This is a genomic window from [Flexibacter] sp. ATCC 35103, from assembly GCF_001975985.1.
Classification (GTDB): Bacteria; Bacteroidota; Bacteroidia; order Flavobacteriales; family Flavobacteriaceae; genus Flavobacterium.
This window is the reverse complement of sequence record NZ_MTQF01000007.1, coordinates 252,392-277,853: the sequence shown is the minus strand read 5'-3', so window position 1 is coordinate 277,853 and position 25,462 is coordinate 252,392. Positions and strand designations below refer to the sequence as shown.

26 protein-coding genes are annotated in these 25,462 nt (G+C 33.4%); 19 read left to right on the top strand and 7 right to left on the bottom strand.

The features are described 5' to 3' along the window. Positions 1–5 precede the first annotated feature (5 nt). The 5 genes from BXU01_RS16470 (at position 6) to BXU01_RS16450 (ending at position 4,534) form a co-directional block, all read left to right on the top strand. Positions 6–914, top strand: coding sequence for a ParB/RepB/Spo0J family partition protein (locus BXU01_RS16470; RefSeq protein WP_083694192.1), 909 nt, complete (start codon positions 6–8; stop codon positions 912–914). Next, positions 907–1,467, top strand: a complete 561-nt coding sequence (locus tag BXU01_RS16465; RefSeq protein ID WP_083694191.1) for a DUF5683 domain-containing protein — start codon at positions 907–909, stop codon at positions 1,465–1,467. The genes BXU01_RS16470 and BXU01_RS16465 overlap by 8 nt, the downstream gene beginning before the upstream one ends. Before the next feature lie 37 nt (positions 1,468–1,504). Continuing rightward, positions 1,505–2,209 carry a 4-hydroxy-tetrahydrodipicolinate reductase gene (gene dapB, locus BXU01_RS16460; protein ID WP_083694190.1) on the top strand — a complete coding sequence of 235 codons (705 nt, stop codon included), beginning with the start codon at positions 1,505–1,507 and terminating at the stop codon, positions 2,207–2,209. Positions 2,210–2,273: 64 nt separating this feature from the next. Then, the gene (lepB, locus tag BXU01_RS16455; RefSeq protein ID WP_083694189.1) at positions 2,274–3,830 is read left to right on the top strand and encodes a signal peptidase I; all 1,557 of its coding nucleotides are present in this window, start codon (positions 2,274–2,276) and stop codon (positions 3,828–3,830) included. Between the two features lie 89 nt (positions 3,831–3,919). Further along, complete coding sequence (locus BXU01_RS16450) at positions 3,920–4,534, top strand: WbqC family protein (protein ID WP_083694188.1); 615 nt, start codon at positions 3,920–3,922, stop codon at positions 4,532–4,534. 6 nt (positions 4,535–4,540) lie between these two features. Here BXU01_RS16450 and BXU01_RS16445 read toward each other — a convergent pair whose 3' ends face one another. From BXU01_RS16445 to BXU01_RS16420, 6 genes are all read right to left on the bottom strand, one after another. After that, positions 4,541–5,587: an endonuclease/exonuclease/phosphatase family protein gene (locus BXU01_RS16445; RefSeq protein ID WP_165689801.1), complete on the bottom strand. Its 1,047-nt coding sequence runs from the start codon at positions 5,585–5,587 to the stop codon at positions 4,541–4,543. A gap of 18 nt (positions 5,588–5,605) precedes the next feature. Further along, on the bottom strand, positions 5,606–6,466 hold the full coding sequence (locus tag BXU01_RS16440) for a rhomboid family intramembrane serine protease (protein ID WP_083694187.1): 861 nt from the start codon (positions 6,464–6,466) through the stop codon (positions 5,606–5,608). 43 nt (positions 6,467–6,509) lie between these two features. Next, on the bottom strand, positions 6,510–7,259 hold the full coding sequence (locus tag BXU01_RS16435) for a rhomboid family intramembrane serine protease (RefSeq protein WP_055093341.1): 750 nt from the start codon (positions 7,257–7,259) through the stop codon (positions 6,510–6,512). Continuing rightward, positions 7,256–9,172, bottom strand: a complete 1,917-nt coding sequence (mutL, locus tag BXU01_RS16430; RefSeq protein ID WP_083694186.1) for a DNA mismatch repair endonuclease MutL — start codon at positions 9,170–9,172, stop codon at positions 7,256–7,258. The genes BXU01_RS16435 and mutL overlap by 4 nt, the downstream gene beginning before the upstream one ends. 219 nt (positions 9,173–9,391) lie before the next feature. Then, positions 9,392–9,964 carry a 6,7-dimethyl-8-ribityllumazine synthase gene (ribH, locus tag BXU01_RS16425; RefSeq protein ID WP_055093337.1) on the bottom strand — a complete coding sequence of 191 codons (573 nt, stop codon included), beginning with the start codon at positions 9,962–9,964 and terminating at the stop codon, positions 9,392–9,394. Between the two features lie 66 nt (positions 9,965–10,030). After that, positions 10,031–10,816 carry a tetratricopeptide repeat protein gene (locus tag BXU01_RS16420; RefSeq protein WP_055093335.1) on the bottom strand — a complete coding sequence of 262 codons (786 nt, stop codon included), beginning with the start codon at positions 10,814–10,816 and terminating at the stop codon, positions 10,031–10,033. A 389-nt stretch (positions 10,817–11,205) separates the two neighbouring features. Here BXU01_RS16420 and BXU01_RS16415 point away from each other — a divergent pair, with 389 nt between their 5' ends. The 12 genes from BXU01_RS16415 to BXU01_RS16360 all read left to right on the top strand — a co-directional run bounded on the left by BXU01_RS16415 (position 11,206) and on the right by BXU01_RS16360 (position 22,230). Next, a complete protein-coding gene (locus BXU01_RS16415) occupies positions 11,206–12,285 on the top strand; it encodes a DNA replication/repair protein RecF (protein WP_083694185.1) in 1,080 nt (359 codons plus the stop codon). Positions 12,286–12,787: 502 nt separating this feature from the next. Further along, positions 12,788–13,486 carry a thioredoxin domain-containing protein gene (locus BXU01_RS16410; RefSeq protein ID WP_083694184.1) on the top strand — a complete coding sequence of 233 codons (699 nt, stop codon included), beginning with the start codon at positions 12,788–12,790 and terminating at the stop codon, positions 13,484–13,486. 10 nt (positions 13,487–13,496) lie between these two features. Continuing rightward, positions 13,497–14,177: a DUF2461 domain-containing protein gene (locus BXU01_RS16405; RefSeq protein WP_083694183.1), complete on the top strand. Its 681-nt coding sequence runs from the start codon at positions 13,497–13,499 to the stop codon at positions 14,175–14,177. An 83-nt stretch (positions 14,178–14,260) separates the two neighbouring features. Continuing rightward, positions 14,261–15,319, top strand: a complete 1,059-nt coding sequence (locus tag BXU01_RS16400) for a glycosyltransferase (protein ID WP_083694182.1) — start codon at positions 14,261–14,263, stop codon at positions 15,317–15,319. Between the two features lie 198 nt (positions 15,320–15,517). Beyond that, positions 15,518–16,621 (top strand): histidinol-phosphate transaminase, encoded by a 1,104-nt coding sequence (locus tag BXU01_RS16395; RefSeq protein WP_083694181.1) that lies wholly within the window; start codon positions 15,518–15,520, stop codon positions 16,619–16,621. A gap of 150 nt (positions 16,622–16,771) precedes the next feature. Further along, entirely contained in the window at positions 16,772–17,785 is a 1,014-nt protein-coding gene (gene murB, locus BXU01_RS16390; protein WP_083694337.1) for a UDP-N-acetylmuramate dehydrogenase, read from the top strand. Positions 17,786–17,861: 76 nt separating this feature from the next. Further along, positions 17,862–18,320, top strand: coding sequence for a GNAT family N-acetyltransferase (locus BXU01_RS16385; protein WP_083694180.1), 459 nt, complete (start codon positions 17,862–17,864; stop codon positions 18,318–18,320). An 11-nt stretch (positions 18,321–18,331) separates the two neighbouring features. Continuing rightward, positions 18,332–18,946: an FMN-binding negative transcriptional regulator gene (locus BXU01_RS16380; protein WP_083694179.1), complete on the top strand. Its 615-nt coding sequence runs from the start codon at positions 18,332–18,334 to the stop codon at positions 18,944–18,946. Between the two features lie 82 nt (positions 18,947–19,028). After that, a complete protein-coding gene (locus BXU01_RS16375; RefSeq protein ID WP_083694178.1) occupies positions 19,029–20,135 on the top strand; it encodes a glycosyltransferase in 1,107 nt (368 codons plus the stop codon). Beyond that, a complete protein-coding gene (locus BXU01_RS16370) occupies positions 20,126–20,677 on the top strand; it encodes an RNA polymerase sigma factor (RefSeq protein ID WP_083694177.1) in 552 nt (183 codons plus the stop codon). Before BXU01_RS16375 ends, BXU01_RS16370 begins: the two co-directional genes overlap by 10 nt. A 158-nt stretch (positions 20,678–20,835) precedes the next feature. Next, the gene (locus tag BXU01_RS16365) at positions 20,836–21,654 is read left to right on the top strand and encodes an energy transducer TonB (protein WP_083694176.1); all 819 of its coding nucleotides are present in this window, start codon (positions 20,836–20,838) and stop codon (positions 21,652–21,654) included. 195 nt (positions 21,655–21,849) lie between these two features. Beyond that, positions 21,850–22,230 (top strand): PH domain-containing protein, encoded by a 381-nt coding sequence (locus tag BXU01_RS16360; protein ID WP_055093313.1) that lies wholly within the window; start codon positions 21,850–21,852, stop codon positions 22,228–22,230. A gap of 69 nt (positions 22,231–22,299) precedes the next feature. On the opposite strand, the gene BXU01_RS16355 is transcribed toward BXU01_RS16360, so the two are convergent. Then, a complete protein-coding gene (locus BXU01_RS16355) occupies positions 22,300–23,175 on the bottom strand; it encodes a M48 family metalloprotease (RefSeq protein ID WP_083694175.1) in 876 nt (291 codons plus the stop codon). 328 nt (positions 23,176–23,503) lie between these two features. Between BXU01_RS16355 and lipA the strand changes: the two genes are divergently transcribed. Then, positions 23,504–24,370 carry a lipoyl synthase gene (gene lipA / locus BXU01_RS16350; protein WP_055093309.1) on the top strand — a complete coding sequence of 289 codons (867 nt, stop codon included), beginning with the start codon at positions 23,504–23,506 and terminating at the stop codon, positions 24,368–24,370. Between the two features lie 90 nt (positions 24,371–24,460). Beyond that, positions 24,461–25,459 (top strand): type I glyceraldehyde-3-phosphate dehydrogenase, encoded by a 999-nt coding sequence (gap, locus tag BXU01_RS16345; protein ID WP_083694174.1) that lies wholly within the window; start codon positions 24,461–24,463, stop codon positions 25,457–25,459. Positions 25,460–25,462: the final 3 nt, after the last annotated feature.

Below are 25,462 nucleotides of genomic sequence, written 5' to 3'. Positions count from 1 at the left end.
TTTTTATGACAAAAGCAATTAAAAAACAAGCCTTAGGAAGAGGATTATCAGCATTATTAAAAGATCCGGAAAACGACATTGTATCAGTAGAAGACAAAAATGCTGACAAAGTTGTTGGAAACATCATAGAGCTTGAAATAAGTGCTATCGAAATAAATCCTTTTCAGCCCAGAAGTAATTTTAATGAAGAATCGTTACGCGAATTAGCCACTTCTATTAAAGAACTTGGTGTGATTCAACCTATTACTGTTCGAAAATTAGACTTCAATAAATACCAGCTAATTTCTGGAGAGCGTCGTTTACGCGCTTCCACTTTAGTTGGTCTTACACATGTTCCTGCATATATTCGTATTGCCAATGACAACGAATCATTGGTTATGGCTTTGGTAGAGAACATTCAGCGTCATGACTTAGACCCAATTGAGATCGCACTTTCGTACCAGCGTTTAATTGATGAAATTCAATTGACTCAGGAACAAATGAGTGAGCGCGTTGGTAAAAAACGTTCTACAATTGCCAATTATTTACGTCTTTTAAAACTGGACCCAATCATTCAAACCGGTATTCGTGATGGTTTTATCAGCATGGGACATGGTAGAGCAATTATTAATATCGAAGATCTGGATATTCAGACAGATATTTATCAAAAAATAGTGAGCCAGAATTTATCTGTTCGTGAAACAGAAACTTTGGTTAAAAATTATCACGAAAGTTTAAAACCAAAAGTAGAAGGAAAACCAAAAACGGATTCCGGATTTGTAATCAGAGAGACACAAAAAAACACTTTCAACGATTACTTTGGTGCAAAAGTTGATGTAAAAGTCGCTGGTAACGGAAAAGGAAAAATCACAATTCCTTTTAATTCTGAGGCCGACTTTAATCGAATTATAAAATTAATAAACGATAGTGAATAAGATTGTCCCCATAAGTCTATTGTTCTTTCTTACAGGAACCGTTTCTATTTTTGCCCAGGCAAAAAAAGACACGGTTTTGGTTGTTAAAGACACTAGCAAGTTACAGGAAATTGACCCGCTTACTCCTGCAAAAGCAGCGTTTTACTCGGCAATTTTACCTGGTTTAGGTCAGGCATACAATAAAAAATACTGGAAAATACCTTTGGTTTACGGAGCAATTGGTACAAGTTTATATTTCTATATTGACAATAATAACAAATACCGAGATTACCGCAGGGCTTATAAACGAAGACTCGAAGGTTATAATGATGATGCTTATCAGTTTCTTGACGAAAGCAGACTTGTTGCCGGACAGAAATTCTATCAGCGAAACAGGGATTTATCTGCGCTGTTTGTCGTAGGTTTCTATGTTTTAAATATTATCGATGCCAATGTTGATGCCGCATTAATTCAGTTTAACGTAAACGAAAGATTATCAATGCGTCCGGAAATTTATCCTAACGATGTAACTTTTAGACCAAACGTAGGACTAACTTTTAATTACCAATTTTAAATGGCTTCGGTTATTTAAATACAAAAATAAATACAAAATGAAAATTGCGCTTTTAGGATACGGAAAAATGGGTAAAGTAATTGAACGAATTGCTTTAGAAAGAGGTCATGAAATTGTTTTAAAGAAAGACGAATCTAATACATACGACGGACTTTCGACTGCTGATGTCGCAATTGACTTTAGCGTTCCAACTGCAGCAGTAAGCAACATTTCGACTTGTTTTAACAACAACGTACCAGTAGTTTCAGGAACAACTGGCTGGTTAGAGCATTTTGATGAAATGGTAGCGCTTTGCAACGAAAAACAAGGTGGTTTTATATCCAGTTCAAACTTTAGTCTGGGAGTTAATATCTTTTTTGAACTAAACGAATATCTGGCAAAAATCATGTCACAGTTTGATTCTTATAAAGTTACGATGGAAGAAATTCATCATACTCAAAAATTAGATGCTCCAAGCGGAACTGCTATTTCTTTGGCCAAAGGTGTTATCGAAAATAGCAATTATGCAAATTGGACTTTAGAAGAAGCAAAAAATAATACTGAAATTCATATCGAAGCAAAAAGAATTGGCGATGTTCCGGGAACTCATACCGTAACTTACGATTCAATTGTAGACAGCATCGAATTAAAACATACTGCTCACAATCGCGAAGGTTTTGCTCTTGGAGCTGTAATTGCTGCTGAATGGCTTGCTGGTAAAACAGGAATTTACAGCATGAAAGATGTATTAAACCTAAAATAACAGATTGAAATTTTCAGGGTACAATGAAAAAAAACCTGAAATTTGAAACTTTAAACAAAACATTATGACACTATATCTTTGGTTCGTATTTTTCTTAGCCGTACAAGTAATTCACTTTTTGGGAACCTGGAAATTATATCAGGCTGCCGGAAGAAAAACGTGGGAAGCTGCAATTCCAGTTTACAATTCGATAGTTTTAATGAAAATAATCAGCCGCCCAACTTGGTGGACTATATTACTTTTCATTCCAATTATTAACCTAATTATGTTTCCTGTTGTTTGGGTAGAAACTTTACGAACATTTGGTAAAAAATCTACATTAGACACTTTACTAGGAATTTTTACTTTTGGATTTTATATCTATTATGTAAATTATACTCAGAAATTAGAATATAATGCGAATAGAGAATTAAGACCGCAAAATAAAACTGCTGACACTATAAGCTCATTGCTTTTTGCTATTATCGTGGCAACATTAGTACACACTTATGTAGTACAACCTTATACAATTCCTACTTCATCACTAGAAAAATCATTATTAATTGGTGACTTTTTGTTTGTAAGTAAAGTAAATTACGGTCCTCGTGTACCTATGACAACTATAGCTTTGCCAATGGTTCACGACACAATACCATTTTTAAAAAGAAAATCATATTTAAGCTGGCCACAACTGCCTTATTTTAGATTACCAGCCATAGAAAAAATAAAAAGATCAGATATCGTTGTTTTCAACTGGCCCGTTGATACCGTTCACTATTTCTATGAGCCAAAAGGAAGACCCGGAGTTATAAAACCTATCGATAAAAAATCGAATTACGTAAAAAGATGCGTTGGTATTCCTGGTGACAGCTTATCAATTGTAGACGGGTTTGTTTTCATTAACGGAAAAAAATTAATTTTACCGGAACGTGCAAAACCGCAATATTCTTACTCTGTAGCTTTAGACGGAAAAACCTCTATTGATTTCGAATCTTTAATGAAGGAACTTGACATTACTGATGGCGCTTATATTAAAGATCAGCAAAAAAGAGATACTATCTATTTCAGAGCATTGACAGAAGCCAGTGCAGAACGTTTGAAAAACACTCCCGGAATTACTGCTGTAAAAAGAGAAATTGACAGAGGAAATGATAATGCTATCTTCCCTCATATCAACAAATGGAGTCAGGATAATTTTGGACCAATCTATATTCCGGAAGCTGGAAAAACAGTTGCCTTAACAAATGAGTCATTGCCATTTTACAAAGAAATCATTACAAAATACGAAGGAAACACGTTGCAATTAGACGGTTCGCATTTCTTAATAAACGGAAAACAAGCTACTACTTATACCTTTAAGCAAAACTATTACTGGATGATGGGAGACAACCGTCATAACTCAGAAGATAGTCGTTATTGGGGTTATGTTCCTGCGGATCACATTGTAGGAAAACCAGTTTTTATCTGGATGAGCTGGGATACTAACGGTAAAGGAATCAACAAAGTTCGCTGGAATAGAGTTTTTACCACTGTTGATGGCGAAGGACAACCACAATCTTACTTTAAGTATTTCTTATTTATTCTTGCAGCGTATTTTGTTGGAGAATATTTCTGGAAAAAAAGAAAAGAAAACAAAGCATAAAAAACGTTAATTCGTTGAACTGGAAAATCGTTTAATCGTGTCTCAAAAAGTACGATTAAACGATTTACCGATTAAACAAAAAATCACAAATGAAATCTATCCTGCTTCCTACTTATTTTCCTTCGATTAGTCACTTTGCAGTTATGGCTCAATCTGAAAATATTACTTTTGAAATGGAAGATAATTTTCAGAAACAAACCAATAGAAATCGTGCTTATATCTATAGTCCAAACGGGATCCAGTTATTGAATATCCCGGTTAAACATTCTAAAACATTCCATCAAAAAACGAAAGATGTTTTAATTGAAAATGAATTTGACTGGCAAAAACAACATTTTAAGTCACTGGAAGCCGGATACAGAAGTTCTCCTTTCTTTGAATTTTTTGAAGACGATATTCGCCCAATTTTCGAAAAGCAGCATACTTTTTTAATGGATCTGAACATTGAAGTGTTAGACATCCTGACAAAGTGCTTGCGAATGAAATTAGATTTTTCCAGAACCACAGAATATTTCCATAAGACTGAAAACATCAATGATTACAGAATTCTGGCAAATGGAAAAAAAGATCCAAACGTATTCGAAAAATATACTCAGGTTTTTGATGACAAACACGGATTCATCAACAATTTAAGCGTTTTAGATTTACTTTTTAATGAAGGAAAATTTGCAATGGATTATTTAAAAACACAAAAACTGGTATAATAAATTTTATTCCATCGAGAGCCTTGTCATGATTGGATAATGATCTGAATTTTCGAAATCAGGAAAACTTTCAAATTGTTTTACTTTCATTTTACTGTCTGTAAAAATATAATCAATTCTCGCGGGATAGTATTTAAATTTATAAGTTGCCCCAAAACCTTCTCCCGCTTCTTCAAAAGCATCTTTTTGTTTTCCCTTTATGCTTCGGTATACATACGAAAATGGGCTGTTATTCATGTCTCCGCAAATAATAAACGGAGTTTTGCATTTTTTGATATTCTCTTTAAAGATCTCGGCTTGTTCTTGCTGTTGCCTGAATCCTTTGCTTATCCTGGTATAAATAAGCTGTGATTTTTCCTGATTTACATTATCTATATTATTAGAAATATCACTTACGTCAGGCGAAATCTTGATTGACTGCAAGTGCATGTTATAAACCCTGATTACATCTTTACCACGCTTTATATCAGCATAAACGACATTATTATCTGACTTAGGAAAAATAATATTTCCTTCATTTATAATTGGAAATTTAGAAAAAATAGCTTGTCCGGTTTTAATCTGGTTCCCATCAATAAAAATATATCGATGAGGATATACTTTTAAGTCGATATGAGCGGAGTTTGAGTATTCCTGAATACAGAGAATATCAGGATCTTTTTCGTCGATAAAAGCTTTTATATTAGACGGGATATCATCACGGTCCAGCCATTTAAAGACATTAAAAAGACGTACATTATAACTCATTATCGAAAAGTCTTTTTCGTCTTTTATATATTCTTTGGCAGAAAATTTATAAAACTTACTGATAAATGTAATTCCGGTGAGCAAAACCAGACCGGATAATATAAGACGCTTTTTAAACTGAATTGCCCAATAAACAAAGAACAATCCGTTCAGCACAAAAAAGATGGGCATAAACAGCGTAAGCACCGATAAAAGCGGAAAACTTTTAGGTGCTAAAAATGGCAAAATATAAATACTAAAAGTTACTACAGTCAGCACTATATTCAAAAAGAACATTATTTTATTAAACCACGAAAGGTTTTTCATATTTTTATGCTAAAAGGATTATTTTCCAGCTTTAAATAAAAACTCTTTTTCTTCTTTTGTCAAACAATCATAGCCTGACTGGCTAATCTTGTCTAAAATTTCATCAATTTGCTGTTGCGTTTTATCTTTCGTAACAATTCTTGACGGAACTCTTTCTGTAGGTTTTTTGTAATTATGAACTTTTGTGAATGGGGTCGTAGGGGATTTTCTAAAAAGATTTGTAAAAAAATCTAATGTTCTTGAAATGATTTTACTTAAATCTGTACCGTTTTGAAGCAGTTTTATAAAAATAAAACCAAAAAGTGCTCCGGCCAAATGCGAAATGTGACCGCCGGTATTATCCAGACGAAACTGCATTAAATCCAGAACCAAAATTACCGCCGTAATATGCCACAGTTTAACATTGCCAATAAGCAGCAAACGCACATTCATTAAAGGCTGATACGTAGTTACTGCAACCAGAATTGCCATAATAGCAGCAGATGCGCCAACAATAGATCCTGCAATATTTGAGAAGTAAAAACTCAACGCAAAGGTAATACCTGAGAAAATTGCTCCCAAAATGTACAATCCTAAATATTGTTTTTGAGTAAAAAAGGTCAGGAACAAATTACTTGCAAAGTTCAAAACCATCATATTAAATAACAAATGCAGGAATGACGCATGAAAAAAGGCATACGTAAGGAATGTCCAGGGCTTAAATAAAAACACATTAGGATCTGATGATAAAGCAACCCAATTAGGATATACAAAACCGCCACCTGAATATTGATAGAAGAATACTAAAGAAATTAGGAAACATGCGATATTCCAATAAATAACACGCATTGCAACACCGCCCAATCTATATTGTAGTTTTAAATCGTCAAGAATATTCATAAAATCTCTTTTTGGTTTTTATTTGCGATATTAAAGTTAAAAATTAATTCCAACGATTATTATTAAACTGATTCTTTTTCCAGTACCACATGATTAAAAATCCAAATAAAGCACCGCCAATGTGGGCATAATGCGCAATTCCAGATTCAATTCCCATAAACGAACTTCCAAAAATACCAAAGAAACCATCAAACAGAAGCATATAAACAGGTACAAAATATTTTGCTTTGATAGGAATTGGTATAAACATAATTCCTAATTCAGCATTTGGAAACATAAAAGTAAAGGCAATAAGCAATCCATAAACAGCACCGGATGCACCAATTACAGTTCCTAAATAAGCTTCGGTAAAATGTTTAAATTCAGAAACAGTTAATATTTGCTGCCATCTTGTATCAATTTTACCTTCATTTAATAAACTAAGAATATCCGTTTTATTAAAACCATTTGCCAGTAAAATATTTAAACTATCCTGGTAAAAATAATAATTAACCGCAAAGTTAACCAGGGCTGCACCTAAACCACATGAAATATAGAAAAACAAAAATTTCTTTCCGCCCCAAAAATGCTCCAGTGTAGACCCAAACGAATAGAGCGCAAACATATTAAACGCAATATGAGCAAATCCTCCATGCATAAACATATGAGTAATAGGCTGCCAAAATTTAAACCCCGGATTTTCAGGAAAAAAAAGTGCCAGATATTCATACGAAACCGGTACTAATTGAGAACCGATAAAGAAAATGATATTGATTATCAATAATTGTTTTACTACGGGAGTTATTTTCATCATAAGGCAAACTTTTTATCTATATCTTCAACACGCATGGTGATGAAAGTAGGTTTTTGAAAAGGTGAAATATTAGGGTCTTTGCAAGCAAACAAACCGTTTACTAAATTATCTTGTTCTTTTTCGGTTAAATAAGATCCGGTTTTAACCGCTAAACTTTTAGCCATAGATTTGGCAATTGTATCATTCTGACTGTAACTGCTTGCCGGGATTCCGTCTTGCAAATCACTTAATAATTGCTCTATTACCATCGAAACTTCACTTTCGGTAATATTTACCGGAATTCCGGAAATTACGATATGATCTGTCTGAGCCTGTTCAAAAACAAAACCTGTAGTTTCTAACGAAGGTTTTAATTCTTCGATTAATGTCATTTCATCCGAAGAATAAAACAAATTCAAAGGAAACAACAGTTGCTGACTTGAAGCCTGATTTACAGTCATATTCAACAAAAATTGTTCGTATAAAATACGCTGATGTGCTCGTTGCTGATCAACGATTACCATTCCGGATTTTATTGGCGAAACAATATATTTTTTATGAATTTGATACGTTCCCTGACTTGCTTGCTCTACCTCATTATCATTAAATAGTGACGAAGTAACTTCTTCGTTTTCGAATGTGAAAGGCGAACTTTCTATAGTATCGGTTTCTAAACCAACATATAAACTTTCCCAACTTGCCGTTGGTTCTACTCTTTTATTATATCCGGAATATGAATTTGAACCAGAACCAGATCCTGAACTAAAACCTGAACCGGAACCAGATCCCGAACCTGCTTTAGAATAATGCTGATTCGTCTTATCATCTGTAAACGGATTAAAAGTTCCGTCAACCTGAATAGTAGGCGTTTCAGCCTCTAAATCTTTATAATGGTATGGCGTATCTAAATTAGCATCGCGATCAAAATCAAGAACCGGAGCCACATTAAATTGTCCTAAACTATGCTTGATAGAAGCTCTTAAAATAGCATATAATGCTTGCTCATCGTCAAACTTAATTTCTGTTTTAGTAGGATGAATGTTGATATCGATGGTATTGGGCGGAACTTGCAGATATAAGAAATAACTGGGTTGCGAACCATCTTTCAAAAGTCCGTCATAAGCCGCCATTACTGCATGATGCAGATAACCGCTTTTTATAAAACGATCATTTACAAAAAAGAATTGTTCTCCCCTGCTCTTCTTGGCGAATTCAGGTTTGCAAACAAAACCCTGAACATTGATAATCTCTGTATCTTCATTAACCGGTACTAATTTTTCATTGGTTTTACCGGACATAATGCCAACAATACGCTGGCGATATCCTGCGGCAGGCAAATTATACATTTCGCTTCCGTTATGATAAAATGTAAAATGAATATTTGGGTGTGCCAAAGCTACACGCTGAAACTCATCCATAACATGGCGAAATTCGACTGTATCAGATTTCAGAAAATTACGACGTGCCGGAATATTAAAAAATAAATTTTTTACGGCAAATGACGTTCCTTTTGGTAAAACCGCCACTTCCTGCGATACAAATTTACTTCCTTCAATTATAATGTGCGTTCCTAGTTCATCCTGATCCTGCTTTGTTTTCATTTCCATATGGGCAATTGCCGCGATAGAAGCCAGTGCTTCACCACGAAATCCTTTTGTACATAATGAAAATAAATCTTCGGCCTGACGAATCTTAGAAGTCGCATGACGCTCAAAACACAAGCGTGCATCTGTAACACTCATTCCTAAACCATTATCGATAACCTGAACCAAAGATTTCCCGGCATCTTTAATAATCAACTTAATGTCAGTTGCTTTGGCATCAACAGCATTTTCTAACAGCTCTTTTACAACTGAAGCAGGTCTTTGAACTACCTCTCCAGCGGCAATTTGGTTAGCAACATGATCAGGAAGTAATTGAATAATACTGGACATTAAGAAATTATTATTTAAGAGTTTATTGTTTAATTGTGTTTAACGTGTTGTAAAAATCTCAGATTGATACTGTTAATTTTTTTCTGGTATTTTCAACCAATGTCTACAAATTTAATGAATTTCCATGTGGTTTTAGATCTTCATTAGTCATAAAAAAAACAAAAAACCTATACTATTTTTACACAGTATAGGTTTTAGTATTTTTAAAACAATTGTGTTTTATTCTTTTTCTATTTTTATAGGAGTTTCTTCTATTTGGATTGCTCCAGAAGACAACAAAGGCTGATTAAATGGGTGCGACATCGAAGCTTGCTGGCGGATATAAGCCATTTTTATTGCTGCGATTGCTGCTTCGGTCCCTTTGTTTCCGTGAATTCCTCCACTTCTGTCAATTGACTGTTGTATGTTATTATCTGTCAGCACGCAAAAAATAACCGGAATATCAGTTTGAACATTCAAATCTTTAATTCCTTGTGTTACGCCTTCGCAAACAAAATCAAAATGCTTGGTTTGTCCCTGAATTACACATCCAATAACAATTACTGCATCTACATTTTGAGTTTGCAGCATTTTTTTTGCGCCATAGATCAGCTCAAAACTTCCCGGAACATTCCAGCGAATAATTTGTTGAGCAGGAACATCACAATCCGTCAAAGCATCAAAAGCTCCATTGTAAAGTCCTTCAGTTATAGTTTCATTCCACTCAGAAACAACAATCCCAAATCGAAAGTCTTTCGCATTTGGGATCGTGTTTTTATCGTATTCTGATAAGTTTTTATTTTCGGTAGCCATCTTTATATTTTAGATTTTAATTTCTCAAATACAAATCTACAATCTTAAATCTAAAATCTAAAATTATTATTGCGCTAATCCAATTAATACATCAACAGAAGCAGCTTCAGGAGTTGTATCGTAGTTTTCTTTAATATCTGTTAAATATTTCAACGCGTCTTCTTTTTGACCTAAAGCCAACGCAGTTTTACCCGCTTTTAATAAGAAACGAGGAGTTGTAAAATCGTTTTTGTTAGATTCAGCAGCTTTTACATAATAGTCTAAAGCTTCTTTTTGTTGGTTTTTTTGAGAATAAGCATCTCCAATTCCACCAATTGCCAAAGCATTAACGATAGCTTCTTTAGATTTAAAATTACCTAAATATTTAATTGCCTCATCAAATTTACCTGTATTCAAATATGCCATACCAGCATAATAGTTCGCTAAATTTCCTGCATCAGTTCCAGAATATTCATCAGCAATTTTTATGAATCCAAATTTACCTTCAGAACCATTCAATGCTAATTTATATAATGAATCGCTAGCTACACCGTTTGTTGCTTTGTCAAAATTTTGTTGTGCAACAAACATTTCACTTGCAGCTTCGTCTTGTTTAGGAGCTTCGATGAATTTTTGGTAAGCCAAATATCCAATAGTAGCAACTGCAATACCAGCAACTAAACCAATAATGATTTTTTGATTTTTAGCAACCCAATCCTCAGTTTTTGAAGCAGTTTCATCTAATTTAGAAAAAACGTCAGCTGTTGTGCTGTTTTTTCCATCAAGAATTACTTGTTGTTCTTCATTGACAACTTCTTCTTTAACTTCCTTTTCTTTTGGTGCTTTATATCCTCTTTTATTGTAAGTAGCCATTTAAAATTAATTTAGTGAACGGCAAAAATAAAATTTTTATTGAAACTAAAGCAAAAAAAAGTAAATTTATATCCATTTTAAAAAAATAATTCACTAAACGGCTCCTTCTTTCTGTTTCACAGCAAAATAAATCCCACTGAAATCAGCCGAAAGCCTAATTATTTGGATATTTTTGGTAATTTTGCAGGCTCAATTTTTTGCAATTCAAAACACCATTTTTCTGTCGTTATTATTATAATTTCAGCTTTGGATTTTACAAATTCAGTTTTGATACGATTTCAATTACGGTAAAAATCATTTAAATCTTTAATCTGCAGAAGAAAACTTAATCAACAAGAGGAACTTTTATATTCTAAAGCACTAAATTTGTTCTTACCAGTCCCTAAAAAATGTATTTAAACAAAATTTCTTTATTCAATTATAAAAATTTCTCCGAAGTCAGTTTTGATTTTGACCACAAGATCAATTGTTTTGTGGGTAAAAACGGAATTGGCAAAACCAATGTGCTTGATGCCATTTATCATCTCGCTTACGGAAAAAGTTATTTTAACCCATTAGCCGTACAAAATATCAAACACGGAGAAGAGTTTTTTGTAATTGATGCTGAACTGGAAAAAAATGACCGAACAGAGCAAATTGTTTGCAGTTTAAAAAAAGGACAAAAGAAAATATTAAAGAGGAACGGAAAAGCTTACGATAAGTTTTCTGATCATATTGGGTTTATTCCGTTAGTTATTATTTCGCCTGCTGATCGCGATTTAATTGTAGAAGGAAGCGAAACACGCCGTAAATTTATGGATAGTGTGATCTCGCAATTAGACTCAACTTATTTGCATCAGCTTATTCAATACCAGAAAGTCATTGTGCAGCGAAATGCATTACTGAAATATTTTGCTTTAAATCACACTTTCGACAACGACACATTATCTATATATAATGAGCAACTAAATAGTTTTGGAAAATCGATTTTTGAAAAACGAAAAGATTTCCTGGAACAATTCATACCTATATTTAATGTACATCATCACGCCATAACCGGATCTGAAGAAACGGTGCAACTGGTTTATGAAAGTCATTTGTTCGAAAAAGACCTGTTGACACTTTTACAGGAAAACATTAATAAAGATCGTGCGCTGCATTATACCAGTGTGGGTATTCATAAAGATGATCTATCTTTTGAGATTGATTCACATCCCATAAAAAAATTCGGATCGCAAGGTCAGCAAAAATCATTTTTGATTGCCTTGAAATTAGCTCAGTTTGAATTTCTAAAAAAACAAAGCGGCGTAAAACCTCTTTTATTATTTGATGATATTTTTGACAAACTTGACGAAAGCCGTGTTGCTAAAATCATCGAAATGGTCAATAGCGAAACTTTTGGCCAACTTTTTATTTCAGATACACATCCGGAACGTACCGAAGCGATTGTAAAATCGACACATCAGAGTTATAAGATATTTAATTTATAAGGAGTTTTTTTTGCCACAGATTAAAAAGATTTAACTGGATTTCAAAACTTTGACAAAGTAACCACAATATTGTCATCCTGACGCAGGAAGGATCACACTAGAAACTCCGCAAAGAAAATCAACAATCTTTGTCGAGTTTCGTGTGTGATCTCTCGTTCCTCGAGATGACAAACCATACGAAAATATTCTTATAAAAATGATTGCCCTAGCCCCGATAGAAGTGAAAATCCTTTTGTGGCGGTGTTCGCCACAAAAGATTGAAACGGATAGCGGGATAAGCTCCTGAAAAAAATATTTGCTTTTATTATGGAAATCGCGATAACAAAAATGCGAATACTAGTTTTAAACGAAAAACTTTGTCAAAGCTAAGCGCCTAAAAGATTATTTAATAATTCGCACTAATTCATGAAATTCGTGATCAACGTTTTTATTTCACTTTCTATTAAGAGTTCAAAATTGAAAAATCACTACTTTAGCGATACCATTTTAAAAATCGAGTATTATGAAATTCCCCAAAATTTTATTCCTGCTAGTTTCAATTGCATTCTTTTCCTGCAACGAAAAAAAGCCTGATTCTGTTGAATCCATTGCTCCAAAAGAATTTGCAGAAAAAATTAAAACAACTGATCATCCACAAATTTTAGACGTTCGAACTCCGGATGAATTCGAATCTGATCATATAGAAAACGCCAAAAATGTAAACTGGAATAGTGACGATTTCGAAACAAAAGCAGCAGCTTTCGACAAATCGAAACCTGTTTTTGTGTATTGCCTTAGCGGAGGAAGAAGTAAAAAAGCAGCAGCAAAACTAAGCGAATTAGGCTTTACGAATGTTTACGAATTAGATGGTGGTTTCCTGAACTGGAACGAAGAAGGATTTGGAATTCCTGCAGAAGTTGAAGCCGGAATGTCTATGAATGATTTTAATGATTTATTAAATTCCGACAAAAAGGTTCTGGTAGATTTTTATGCGGTGTGGTGCGGACCATGCAAACAAATGGAACCATTTCTTTTAACAATGCAAAAAGATATGGCAGACAAAGTAACCATTATTAGAATTGATGTTGATAAAAACAAAACATTGGCAAATCAGCTAAAAATTGACCAATTACCAACAATTGTATTATACGAAAACAAAGCCGTACAATGGAAAACAACGGGCTTTATCAGCGAAAAAGACTTAAAAAAACAACTGCAATAAAATAAAGAATATGCTAACGAAAGAATCATTGCAATTTTTAGACGATTTAAAAAAGAACAACAACAGAGATTGGTTTCAGGACAATAAAAAACGATATGAGATTTTCAAAAAAGATTATCACCAATTGGTAAGTGATTTTCTGGATGCAATGAAGCCACTTGATCCTTCATTAGAATTACTAGAGGTCAAGCATTGCACATTCCGTATCAATCGCGACATACGTTTCTCAAAAGACAAATCTCCTTATAAAGCACATTTAGGCGTTTGGCTTTCATCAGGCGCAAAAGGACAAAATCGTTCCGGGTATTATGTACATATCGAAAAAGGCGCCAGTTTTATTGCCGGAGGATTTTATTCACCAGAACCGGATCAGTTAAAAAAAGTCCGTAAGGAAATTGCTTTTTTCTACGATGATTTAGAAGCTATTTTAAACAATAAAGATTTCAAAAAAGAATTTGGAAGTTTAGATATCGATGAAAACAACTCACTTAAAAATCCGCCAAGAGGTTATGAAAAAGACCATCCTGCAATTGAATTTTTAAAATTGAAAAGTTTCACGGCAACTCAAAAATATGATATATCCGAAGTCACTCAAAAAGATTTCGTTGCCAAAATGAGCAAAAAGCTAATCGCTTTAAAACCCTTAAACGAGTTTATTAATCGTGCATTGGAAACAGAAGACGAGTTCTAGATAAAAGTTTCGCCACAGATTAACACAGATTAAAAATCCTTTAAAATCTTTTAATCTGTGGCAAAAAAAATTAAGTTTGCCGAATGAAAAGAAAGATACTTTTTCTGGGAGAATCCTACCGAGCTGATGCTATAACCTGGATGAAAGGTTTGAAAGAATTTGGTGATTTTGAAATTTGCACCTGGGAACTTCAAACACCAAACAACTCAAAAATCAACAGGTTCAAGCGTATTTTAGAATACCTGTTCGCCCCTATTTCTATTCGCAAAACAATAAAACGAGAAAAACCGGATATGATTATTGCCGAAAGAACAACCAGTTATGGTTTTCTGGCTGCAATTTCAGGCATGCATCCTATTGCAATTGCGCAACAAGGCCGAACTGATTTATGGCCGGAAGGTTCTGTTTTACTACCCTTTAAAAAAATCATTCAGAAACACGCTTTCAAAAAAGCCGATTTAATTCACGCCTGGGGACCGGTTATGACTATTTCGATGAAAGCAATTGGCGTTGATATGAATAAAGTTTTGGTCATCCCGAAAGGAATAGATTTATCCCTTTTTTCTCCTTCAATAAATAATTCAAACAAAATTGAAGCTATTGTAACGCGTTCTTTACAACCGGAATATCGTCATGATTCTATTTTGAAAGCGTTTGCAATTTTACATCAAAAAGGAATCGATTTTTCGTTGACGATTGTTGGCGATGGAACAAGATTACAATCTTTAAAAGATTTAGCCACAACATTGCAAATCGAAAACAAAGTCAATTTTAAAGGAAGAATAGCAAATACTGAACTTCCTAAACTATTGCAACAATCAAACTTATATATCAGCATGCCAATTACCGAAGGTGTTTCAGCATCTTTATTCGAAGCCATGGCGTGTAATTGTTATCCTCTAGTTTCAGATATTCCGGGAAATCAAAGCTGGATCAATCATCGCGAAAACGGACAATTGATAGAAATTGATAATGTCGAAATGCTGGCTAATGAATTGATATGGAGTTTTGAAAATGCAGAATCCCGAAATAATGCTATTCTAGAAAATAGAAAATTTGTTGAAGAAAATGCGAATTATGATATTAATATGAAGATTATTTCAGATAAGTATCATGAGTTGCTGGACTTACATAAAAATTAAGCGTAAAGCTCGCAAGGGTTTCAAAACACAAAGCTCACAAAGCTTTTATAATAATCTAAGCTTTGCGAACTTTGTATTTTTCATCAGATCACATACTATAAACTTTGTGCACTTTGCGGTAAAAAACTCATCTGCTAGTAACTTTCCTTCAATTCCAACGACTTACTATTAAATCGTTTAATTTAATCCAAAAAAGATATGAATAATAGAAGAAATTGGTTAAAAAAGGTAAGTTTAGGCGCAGTAGGATTAAGTATAATCCCATTTGAAGGTTTTGCAAATTCTCCGGCAGAAAATTACATTCCTTCAAATTTAGATAAATCTCCTATTTTATTACGCTCAAACGAAAATCCTTACGGTCCATCTCCGTTGGCCCGAATTGCGATGACCAAAAGTGTAAATAGCAGCAATCGTTATGGCTGGAATCTTTATCCTGAATTAATTGCGGCTATTGCTAAAAAGAACAATGTTTCAGATAATAATATTCTGCTTGGTGCCGGTTCTACAGAAATTTTAGATTTGGTTCTTCAATACTCAGCTTTAAGTAAAGGCAATTTTATAATGGCTGAAACTACTTATAACTATTGGACGGATCCATTTGAAAAATTAGGACTAAAAAAAATCACCATTCCGTTAACCAAAGATAAAAAACACGATTTAACAGGAATACTAAAGGCAATTGACTCAGATACAAAAATGATTTATATCTGCAATCCTAACAACCCAACCGGAACAATATGCGAGAGAGAAAATTTAATTTCGTTTATAAAAGAAGCAACTAAAAAGGCATTTGTTTTTGTAGATGAAGCTTATATCGATTTCACCACAGAAAAATCATTAAGTGATCTCACAATTGAAAATAAAAATTTAATTATAACCAAAACTTTCTCAAAAATGTACGGTTTAGCCGGTGCCCGTATTGGTTATGCTGTTGCAGCTTCATCGACAATCGAAGAACTAAGTATTTTAAAATCATCTCCAAATTTATCAATCAGCGTTGTTTCGACAGTTGCAGCAATTGCATCATTAGGCGATGAAAAATTCGTTCAACAGGTTTGCACTTTAAATGACGAAGTAAAAAAATACACGATTCACCAGCTTACATTACTCAACTTAACCTGCATTCCATCGTACTCCAACTTTCTTTATTTTTCATTAGACAATTATAAAAAAGATTATTTCAAACAATTAGAAGACCATAATATAATGGGAACTAAAATTTATGAAGAAAACGGAAAATGGACGAGAATTACAATTGGTACCATGAAAGAAATGCAGCAATTTATTGAAGCTATAAAATAAAAGTCCCTAAAACGATTTATCTCTTTTTTCACATATTTCTATTATTTTATTATTTGTTATTTTATAGAAAATCTATTCAGATAAATTATAATCGTTACTTTTGAACTCAGAATTATCCCGATGTTTCGGGACTCAAAAAGCCTTTTATTTATGGAAATCCAATCCAATTTTTCTTTAAAAAACTACAATACTTTTGGTATCGAAGCCAAAGCGAAACAATTTGTTGCCGTTCATTCAGTCGATGAATTAAAAGCAATTTTAACAGCAACCAAAAACGAGAAAAAATTTATTTTGGGCGGAGGAAGCAATATGCTTTTAACCAAAGATATTGACGCTTTGGTAATTCATATAGATTTAAAAGGCAAAAAAATCATTAAAGAAGATGAAGATTTCGTTTGGGTTGAAAGCCAAGCCGGAGAAACGTGGCATGATTTCGTACTTTACACCATCGATAATAATTTTGGCGGTTTAGAAAATATGTCTCTGATTCCCGGGAATGTAGGAACGACTCCTGTTCAAAATATTGGCGCTTACGGAACTGAAATAAAAGACACTTTTGTTTCGTGTGAAGCCATTAACATTGAAACCCAAGAAATAAAAACTTTTACGAATCCTGAATGTAATTTTGGATACAGGGAAAGCATCTTTAAAAATGAAGTAAAAGATCAATACATTATAACATCTGTAATTTATAAACTTACCAAACGCAATCATAAAATTAACACTTCATACGGAGATATTACTGCCGAATTGGCTAAAAATAACATTACAACTCCAACTTTAAAAGATGTGAGTAATGCTGTAATTGCGATTAGACAAAGCAAATTACCGGATCCGAAGGAATTGGGAAATAGCGGAAGCTTTTTTAAAAATCCGATTTTACTGAAATCTGATTTCGAAGAAATCCACCAAAAGTTTCCTGAAATGAAATATTACGAAGTTTCAGAAACCCAAGTAAAAGTTCCGGCAGGCTGGTTAATTGAACAAGCAGGTTTTAAAGGAAAACGTTTTGGTGATGCAGGTGTTCATAAAAACCAGGCCTTGGTTCTGGTAAATTACGGAAACGCAACGGGACAGGAAATTTTAGCCGTTTCGAGAGATGTTCAAAAAACGGTTTTCGAAAAATTCGGAATTCATATTGAAGCAGAAGTGAATGTGATTTAGATTTTTTTCAAATTTCACGAATTTACACTGATTAATTTATTCTTAGACTGAGCAAAGTCGAAGTATTTTAAGTAAAATGAAAGAATCTATTTTCATAGAAATCACAAATCCTGACAACGAAAAAGCTTTGGCAATTACAGAAGAATTATCGGAAAATCTTTATCTTCGTTTTGGAAGTGACGGAAAGAATTCTTTTAAGGATTGGGAAAATGAAAATTCTAAGTTTGTTTTTGTTATAGCCAAAATAGATAATGAAATTGTAGGTTGTGGTGCGATCAGACCAATTGAGGAGAATATTGGCGAAGTAAAACGAATGTATTCTAAAGTTCCGGGAAAGAAAATTGGACAAACGATATTAGCCTTTTTAGAAAATAAAGCTCTAATGCTTGATTATTGTGATTTGGTTTTAGAAACACGGGTAAAAAATGAGAGTGCTATTCAGTTTTACCAAAAACAAGGTTATAAAATAATTTCAAATTACGGAAAATATACAGATCGACCGGAAGCTATTTGTCTGGGAAAATCTTTAAAATAAAAAATCATAAAATGTATACTCCAAATTTATACAAAGACGAAGATCCGGAATCAATCAGGACTTTTTTAAAAGAAAATAGTTTTGGTATTTTAATCAATCAAACTCACGGAAAATTATGTGCTACACATATTCCGATAGAGCTTGAAGTTAATGCTGACGGAAAGGAAATTTTGCAAGGACATATTTCAAAACTGAATCCACAGGCAGAAGGTTTTGCAGAAAACGATCAGGTATTAGCTGTGTTTTCCGGTCCGCACAGTTATATATCATCATCATGGTACGATCATGAAAATGTACCAACCTGGAATTATATAGCCGTACATGTTTATGGCCGCATTAAAATTGTCGACGAAGAAACGTCAATAGAACAACTGAAAAAATTGGTTGATAAATACGAAGCCACATCTGAAAATCCAGTCCGCGTTGAAAATTTATCAACAAAGACAATGCGTGAAGCGAGAGGGGTTTTTGGTTTTGAAATCGAAATTGATGAGATTCAGGCAACCAAAAAACTATCTCAAAATCGTGATGATCATAATTATAAAAACATAATTTCTGAATTAGAAAAAACCGAAAACCCTCAGGCTATTGCTGTTGCAAAAGAAATGTCGAAATGCCGAAAGTAAATTGGCTTTAGCCATTGAAATCTAGGAATTCATAAGTACATTTGCACTCGCAAGATTCAGAAATTAAAAGACATTAAAACAGATGCTTATAACTTTATTTTACTTCTTTATTGCTATTGTTTTTATCCAGGTTTTCTACTACTTAGGAATTTTTGGAAAATTTGCTTTTGGCAAACCACAAGAGATTACATCAAAAAAACTTCCTGTTTCAGTAATTGTGTGTGCCAAGAATGAAGAAGAAAACGTTAAAAAGTTCATTCCGCTTTTAGCAGAACAAGACTATCCTGATTTTGAAATTGTCTTAATCGACGATGCTTCAAGCGACGAGACCTTAGAAGTTTTTGAGCAATTTGAGCAACAATATCCTAATATCCGACTGGTAAAAGTACAGAACAACGAAGCCTTTTGGGGTAATAAAAAATATGCTTTAACCTTAGGAATTAAAGCTTCAAAAAAAGAATATTTACTTTTTACAGATGCTGATTGTTATCCTACATCAAAAGAATGGATCACTGCGATGACTTCACAATTTACCATGAATAAAACAATTGTTTTAGGATATGGCGGTTATGAAAAAATTGAGCGTTCTCTATTGAATAAAATTATTCGTTTTGAAACTGTTTTAACGGCTGTGCAATATTTTTCATGGGCAAAATTAGGACTTCCGTATATGGGAGTTGGCCGAAATTTAGCCTATAAAAAAGAAGAATTTTTTAATGTTAATGGATTTATTGAACACATTCAGATTCGTTCCGGCGATGATGATTTATTCATAAACCAGGCAGCAAACAAAGGCAATACAACCATATCATACGCACCAGAAAGTTTTACTTATTCTAAACCTAAGGAAACATACGGAGAATGGTTTACCCAAAAAAGAAGGCATATTTCTACTGCAGAATATTATAAATTTTTTGACAAAATGCAGTTGGGTCTTTTTTTCGTTTCACAATTATTTTTCTTTATCTTAGTTATCCTATTATTAGCTTTCCAATTTCAATGGATTGCGGTACTGGCTATTTTAGCAACACGCTATACTGTAGCATGGACTGTAATTGGATTTTCGGCTGGAAAATTAAAAGAAAATGACCTTAAAGTATGGTTTCCTATTGTAGAAATCATGCTTATATTCACGCAAATTAATATCTTTATAACTAATATCTTTTCAAAACCTGTATATTGGAAATAAATTCTAAAATAGAAAAAGCAAAAAAGGGCGATCAAATCGCCTTTACTTTTTTATTAGATTATTTCTGGAATGAAGTGTACGGCTTTATGCTAAAGCGTACTGAAAATGAAACTACTGCCGAAGATATCACTATTGAAACCTTCTCAAAAGCTTTTGACAAAATAGCCTCTTATAACCCTGAATTTCAATTCAATACATGGTTAATTGCTATTGCAAAAAATGTATATATTGATTTGCTTCGTAAAAAGAAAACCAATCTTTTTATTGAAATCACTGATACTGAAGACCAACAGGCATACAATATTGCCGATACTACTCCATCTGCCGAAGATGCTTTGATTAAAGAGCAAAACCTTTCGCGATTACTTCTCTGCATTAAAGAATTAAAACCACATTATCAGGAAGTAATTCAACTTCGTTATTTTCAGGAAATGACTTATCAGGAAATTGCCGTTAAAATTAACGAGCCTTTAAGCAATGTAAAAGTAAAATTACTTCGAGCTAAAAAATTATTAGCAGAAATCATCGAACGTAATAGATAATTTATTATCTTTAGATAAAGAATAACATTTTATTCGATTTATTCTTAAAAAAGTAAATTATTCACACATTAAAACTGCAATGTTTCTGTTTGCAGCTAAACCCAAAAAAACCTTATTGCTTATGATTTAACGTTACTTAACCTTAAAATCCATAAATCATGTCTAAATCAAGTATCTACGAAGCAAGCTGGACCAATCTTGTTTTCGAAAACAAAAACAAAGAGTATGGCGCGTATCAATTACGCCAGGAAAATTCAAAAACCACTATTACGGCTCTATTTATGGGTTTGCTATTGTTAGCAGCTTTGGGAAGTGTATCAGTATTAATTAACAAATTCAGGAGTTCTCAGGTGGAAACAATACCAACAGATCCTGGCCCAATGATCGTAACACCTTATGAGGTACATCCGATTATTCCAAAAACAGAAGAAAAAGTTCTTCCTCAGCAACAAAGTGCAGCCGCAGCACCAACTACCAGTACACAATTGACAAATCCAATTATTACTGCACCAGAACAAGCGACTCCCGAAATTGCAACTAACGCAAACAATGTTACCGGTGTAGAAAATCCTACAGGAACTGGGACTGCTTTAAATGCAACACCAACAACTGGAGGCGGAGGCGGAGAAGCCGTTGTACCTGTTATAACTAATGATCCTGTAAATCCGGCAATTTTAGACAAACTGCCAGAATTTCCCGGAGGAATGGCTAAGTTTTACACTTTTGTAGGCAACAACTTCAACAGACCTGAACTTGATGCTGAGAGAACCTTAAAAGTTTATGTTTCGTTTGTAGTCGAAAGAGATGGTTCTCTTACTGATATCATGGTAAAAAACGATCCGGGTTACGGAATTGGGAAAGAAGCTATAAGAGTTCTAAAATCACTAAAAACAAAATGGATTCCCGGAGTTTTAAACGGGCAAGCAGTTCGAACTGCGTATAACCTTCCAATTACAATAAAAACGGAAGTAGAATAATAAAAATAGAAAAGCAGAATTTAGGTTCTGCTTTTTTTATGCTTTAAATTGAACCATTAAGAGATTAAGAAAGATTATTTCAGGCTAATTTTTCTTAATCTCTTAATGCTAGAAAATCAATATTATTTTTAATTTTAATTACTTTTACCATACCTAAGAGGTAAATTCAAATCTATTAAAATTAAACACTAAAAAATGGGAATATTTTCAGCTATTCTTGGCAATGCGGGTTCAGTAAGTCAGGAAGATTTAATTAAAAAATACGGTCAGCTCTTAACTGATAATGAAGAAATCGAAATGGGTTTCAAACTGATTCGTGATACTTTTATCTTTACAAACAAAAGATTAATTCTGGTTGACGTTCAAGGAATAACAGGAAGCAAAACAGAATATAAATCTATTGCTTACAAAAGTATTACTCGTTTTAGCGTAGAAACAGCAGGAACTTTTGATCTTGATGCCGAATTAAAAATTTGGGTTTCAAGCGAATTACAACCAAGTATTGTAAAACAATTTAACAAATCTGTAAATGTGTATGATGTACAAAAAGTACTCGCTTTTCACGTTTTAGGTTAATCTTTAAATAAAAAACCCGACAAATTCATTAGAGAAAATTGTCGGGTTTTATTTCTGTATCAGAAACTACTATTTCTTTTTAGTTGTTGTTTTTTTCGTAGTAGTTTTCTTGGTTGTAGTTTTAGTTGCTACTGGCGCCGTATTTACAATTTTTTGCTGCACATAAGGCTTATACAAACCATCTTTTTCAGCTCTTTTTTTAGCATCTTCAGCTCTTTGTTTTGAATCCGGATGTGAACTCATCATCTGATCGATAAATGAAGCTTCTGCTCCTTCGCTCATTTTAGCTAAAATTCTAAAAGCAGATTCTTCGGCGTTTACATTATAACCGTTCTTTTTCAGGAAATCATACGAAAACAAATCCGCTTCGGCTTCTTGTTTACGGCTAAATTTACTATCGATTATGGCACTTCCTATTTTTCCTAACTGACTATCCGTAACGCTGGCAATAGTAGCTGATTGTGAAGCTGCTCCCTCTAATAAGGCTTCTTTTCTATAAGCCGCTTTAATTGCATCCTGAGAATCATGATTCGCAACGTGACCAATTTCGTGACCAATTACTGCAAGCAATTCATTATCATCCATAATATCCATTAAACCTGAATATACACGAACACTTCCGTCCGCAGTGGCAAAAGCATTCACTTCTTTTAATTTATAAACTTTATAATTTAAAGTATATCCATCTCCGGCAGTATATTTCCCGAATACTCTGTTAAGTCTTAAAGTATAAGGATCTGTTGCAGCTGCAACTTCATGTTCTGCATCCATTTTATCTACTGCAGCTTTAGACAAAGCCGCTGCATCAGCGTTACTAAAGGTAAAACCAGATACTCCTTTTTGAACAGCTCCAATGGCTTTTTCGCCAAAATTAATCTGTGCATTCATTTTAGTAAAACCAAAAGCGGCAAACAAAACTCCCAGTATTATAAATTTCTTTTTCATGTTTTATATTTATTACAATTTAATAGCAAATGTATTACAATGTTTAGGTATTTCTATTTTAATTAAATTCATTTTCTAACAAATAAAGATATAAATATTAAACGAGTAAAAATCAGAGTTCTGCTATAATTATTCCTCTTACTCAAAATAACAAACAAAAACCTCGCATTTTTACTCTCATAATAATTTAAAAACAATAATTTAACATGACAATAAAATTATCATCAAAACCCGTTTTATAAACTATCACAGATCAATACCAAATTAAATGGTAAACGAATCAACAAATAAACTACATTCCTTATCTTTGTGCTTTGAATATTGATATATGGAAACAGTCATTGAAAATGTCCCTCTTGGAAAACCTAAATGGTTAAAAGTCAAACTTCCAATTGGGCAAAAATATACTGAACTTCGCGGTTTAGTCGATAAATATAGCTTAAACACCATTTGTACCTCAGGAAGTTGTCCTAATATGGGCGAATGTTGGGGCGAAGGAACAGCAACTTTCATGATTTTAGGAAACGTTTGTACGCGTTCTTGCGGATTTTGCGGTGTAAAAACCGGAAGACCTGAAACGGTAGATTGGGACGAACCTGAAAAAGTAGCCCGTTCTATAAAAATCATGAACATTAAACACGCTGTAATTACTAGTGTAGACAGAGATGATTTAAAAGATGGTGGTTCTATTATCTGGATTGAAACTGTAAAAGCAATTCGAAGAATGAACCCAAACACTACTCTGGAAACTTTAATTCCTGATTTTCAAGGAATAGAAAGAAACTTAGACCGAATTGTAGAAGCAAATCCTGAAGTAGTATCGCACAATGTTGAAACCGTACGTCGTTTGACGCGTGAAGTACGAATTCAGGCAAAATACGATCGTAGTTTAGAAGTTTTGCGTTACCTGAAAGAAAAAGGAATCAACAGAACTAAATCAGGTATTATGTTGGGTCTTGGAGAAACTGAAGAAGAAGTTTTTCAGACTATGACAGATTTACGTAATGCAAATGTCGATGTTGTAACTATTGGTCAATATTTACAGCCAAGTAAAAAACACTTACCTGTAAAAGAATTTATTACCCCGGATCAATTTGCACGATACGAGAAATTTGGTCTTGAATTAGGTTTCCGTCATGTCGAAAGCGGACCTTTAGTTCGTTCTTCATACAAAGCACAAAAACATATTTTATAAAAAAGGTTATTTGTTTAACTGCTTAATCGTTTAATCGTCCAGACAATTAAACGATTAAGCAGCTGAACGATTAAACAAATAAACAAAACATTGAAAACAAGAATTGCTATTAATGGTTTTGGAAGAATTGGTAGAAATTTATTCCGTTTACTTTTAAACCATCCTGAAATTGAAGTCGTTGCCATCAACGATATCGCCGATAATAAAACCATGGCTCATTTGATAAAATACGACAGTATTCATGGTGTTTTACCTTTTATCGTTAGTCATGACGAAAAAGGTATAATTGTCAATGAGAAACATTATCTGTTTTTTCACGAAAAAAAGATTTCAAGTCTGGACTGGAAAAGCCATAATATTGATTTTGTAGTAGAATCTACAGGAAAGTACAAAACCCACGAAGAATTAAATGCTCATCTTGAAGCGGGAGCAAAAAAAGTAATTCTTTCTGCCCCATCAGAAGTTGACACAATAAAAACTGTAGTTTTAGGTGTTAATGAAAATATTCTGGACGGAACTGAAAACATCATTTCTAATGCAAGCTGCACGACGAATAATGCAGCCCCGATGATAAAAATCATCGATGAATTATGTGGAATCGAGCAAGCTTACATTACAACAATACATTCTTACACAACAGACCAAAGTCTTCACGACCAGCCACATAAGGATTTACGCCGTGCAAGAGGTGCAAGTCAGTCAATTGTTCCAACAACTACAGGTGCAGCTAAGGCATTAACAAAAATTTTTCCTAAATTGCATGAAAAAATCGGTGGTTGTGGAATTCGTGTTCCCGTTCCCGATGGTTCATTGACAGATATTACGTTTAATGTAAAACGTGCTGTTACAATTGAAGAAATAAATAAAGCATTTCAAGAAGCCTCAAAAACAAATTTAAAAGGAATATTAGATTACACAGAAGATCCAATTGTTTCTGTTGATGTAATTGGCAATACACATTCGTGTTTGTTTGACGCGCAACTAACATCCGTTATTGATAAAATGGTAAAAGTTGTGGGTTGGTATGATAATGAAATTGGCTATTCATCAAGATTAATAGATTTGATTTTGCTTACAGGAAAAAAATAAGAT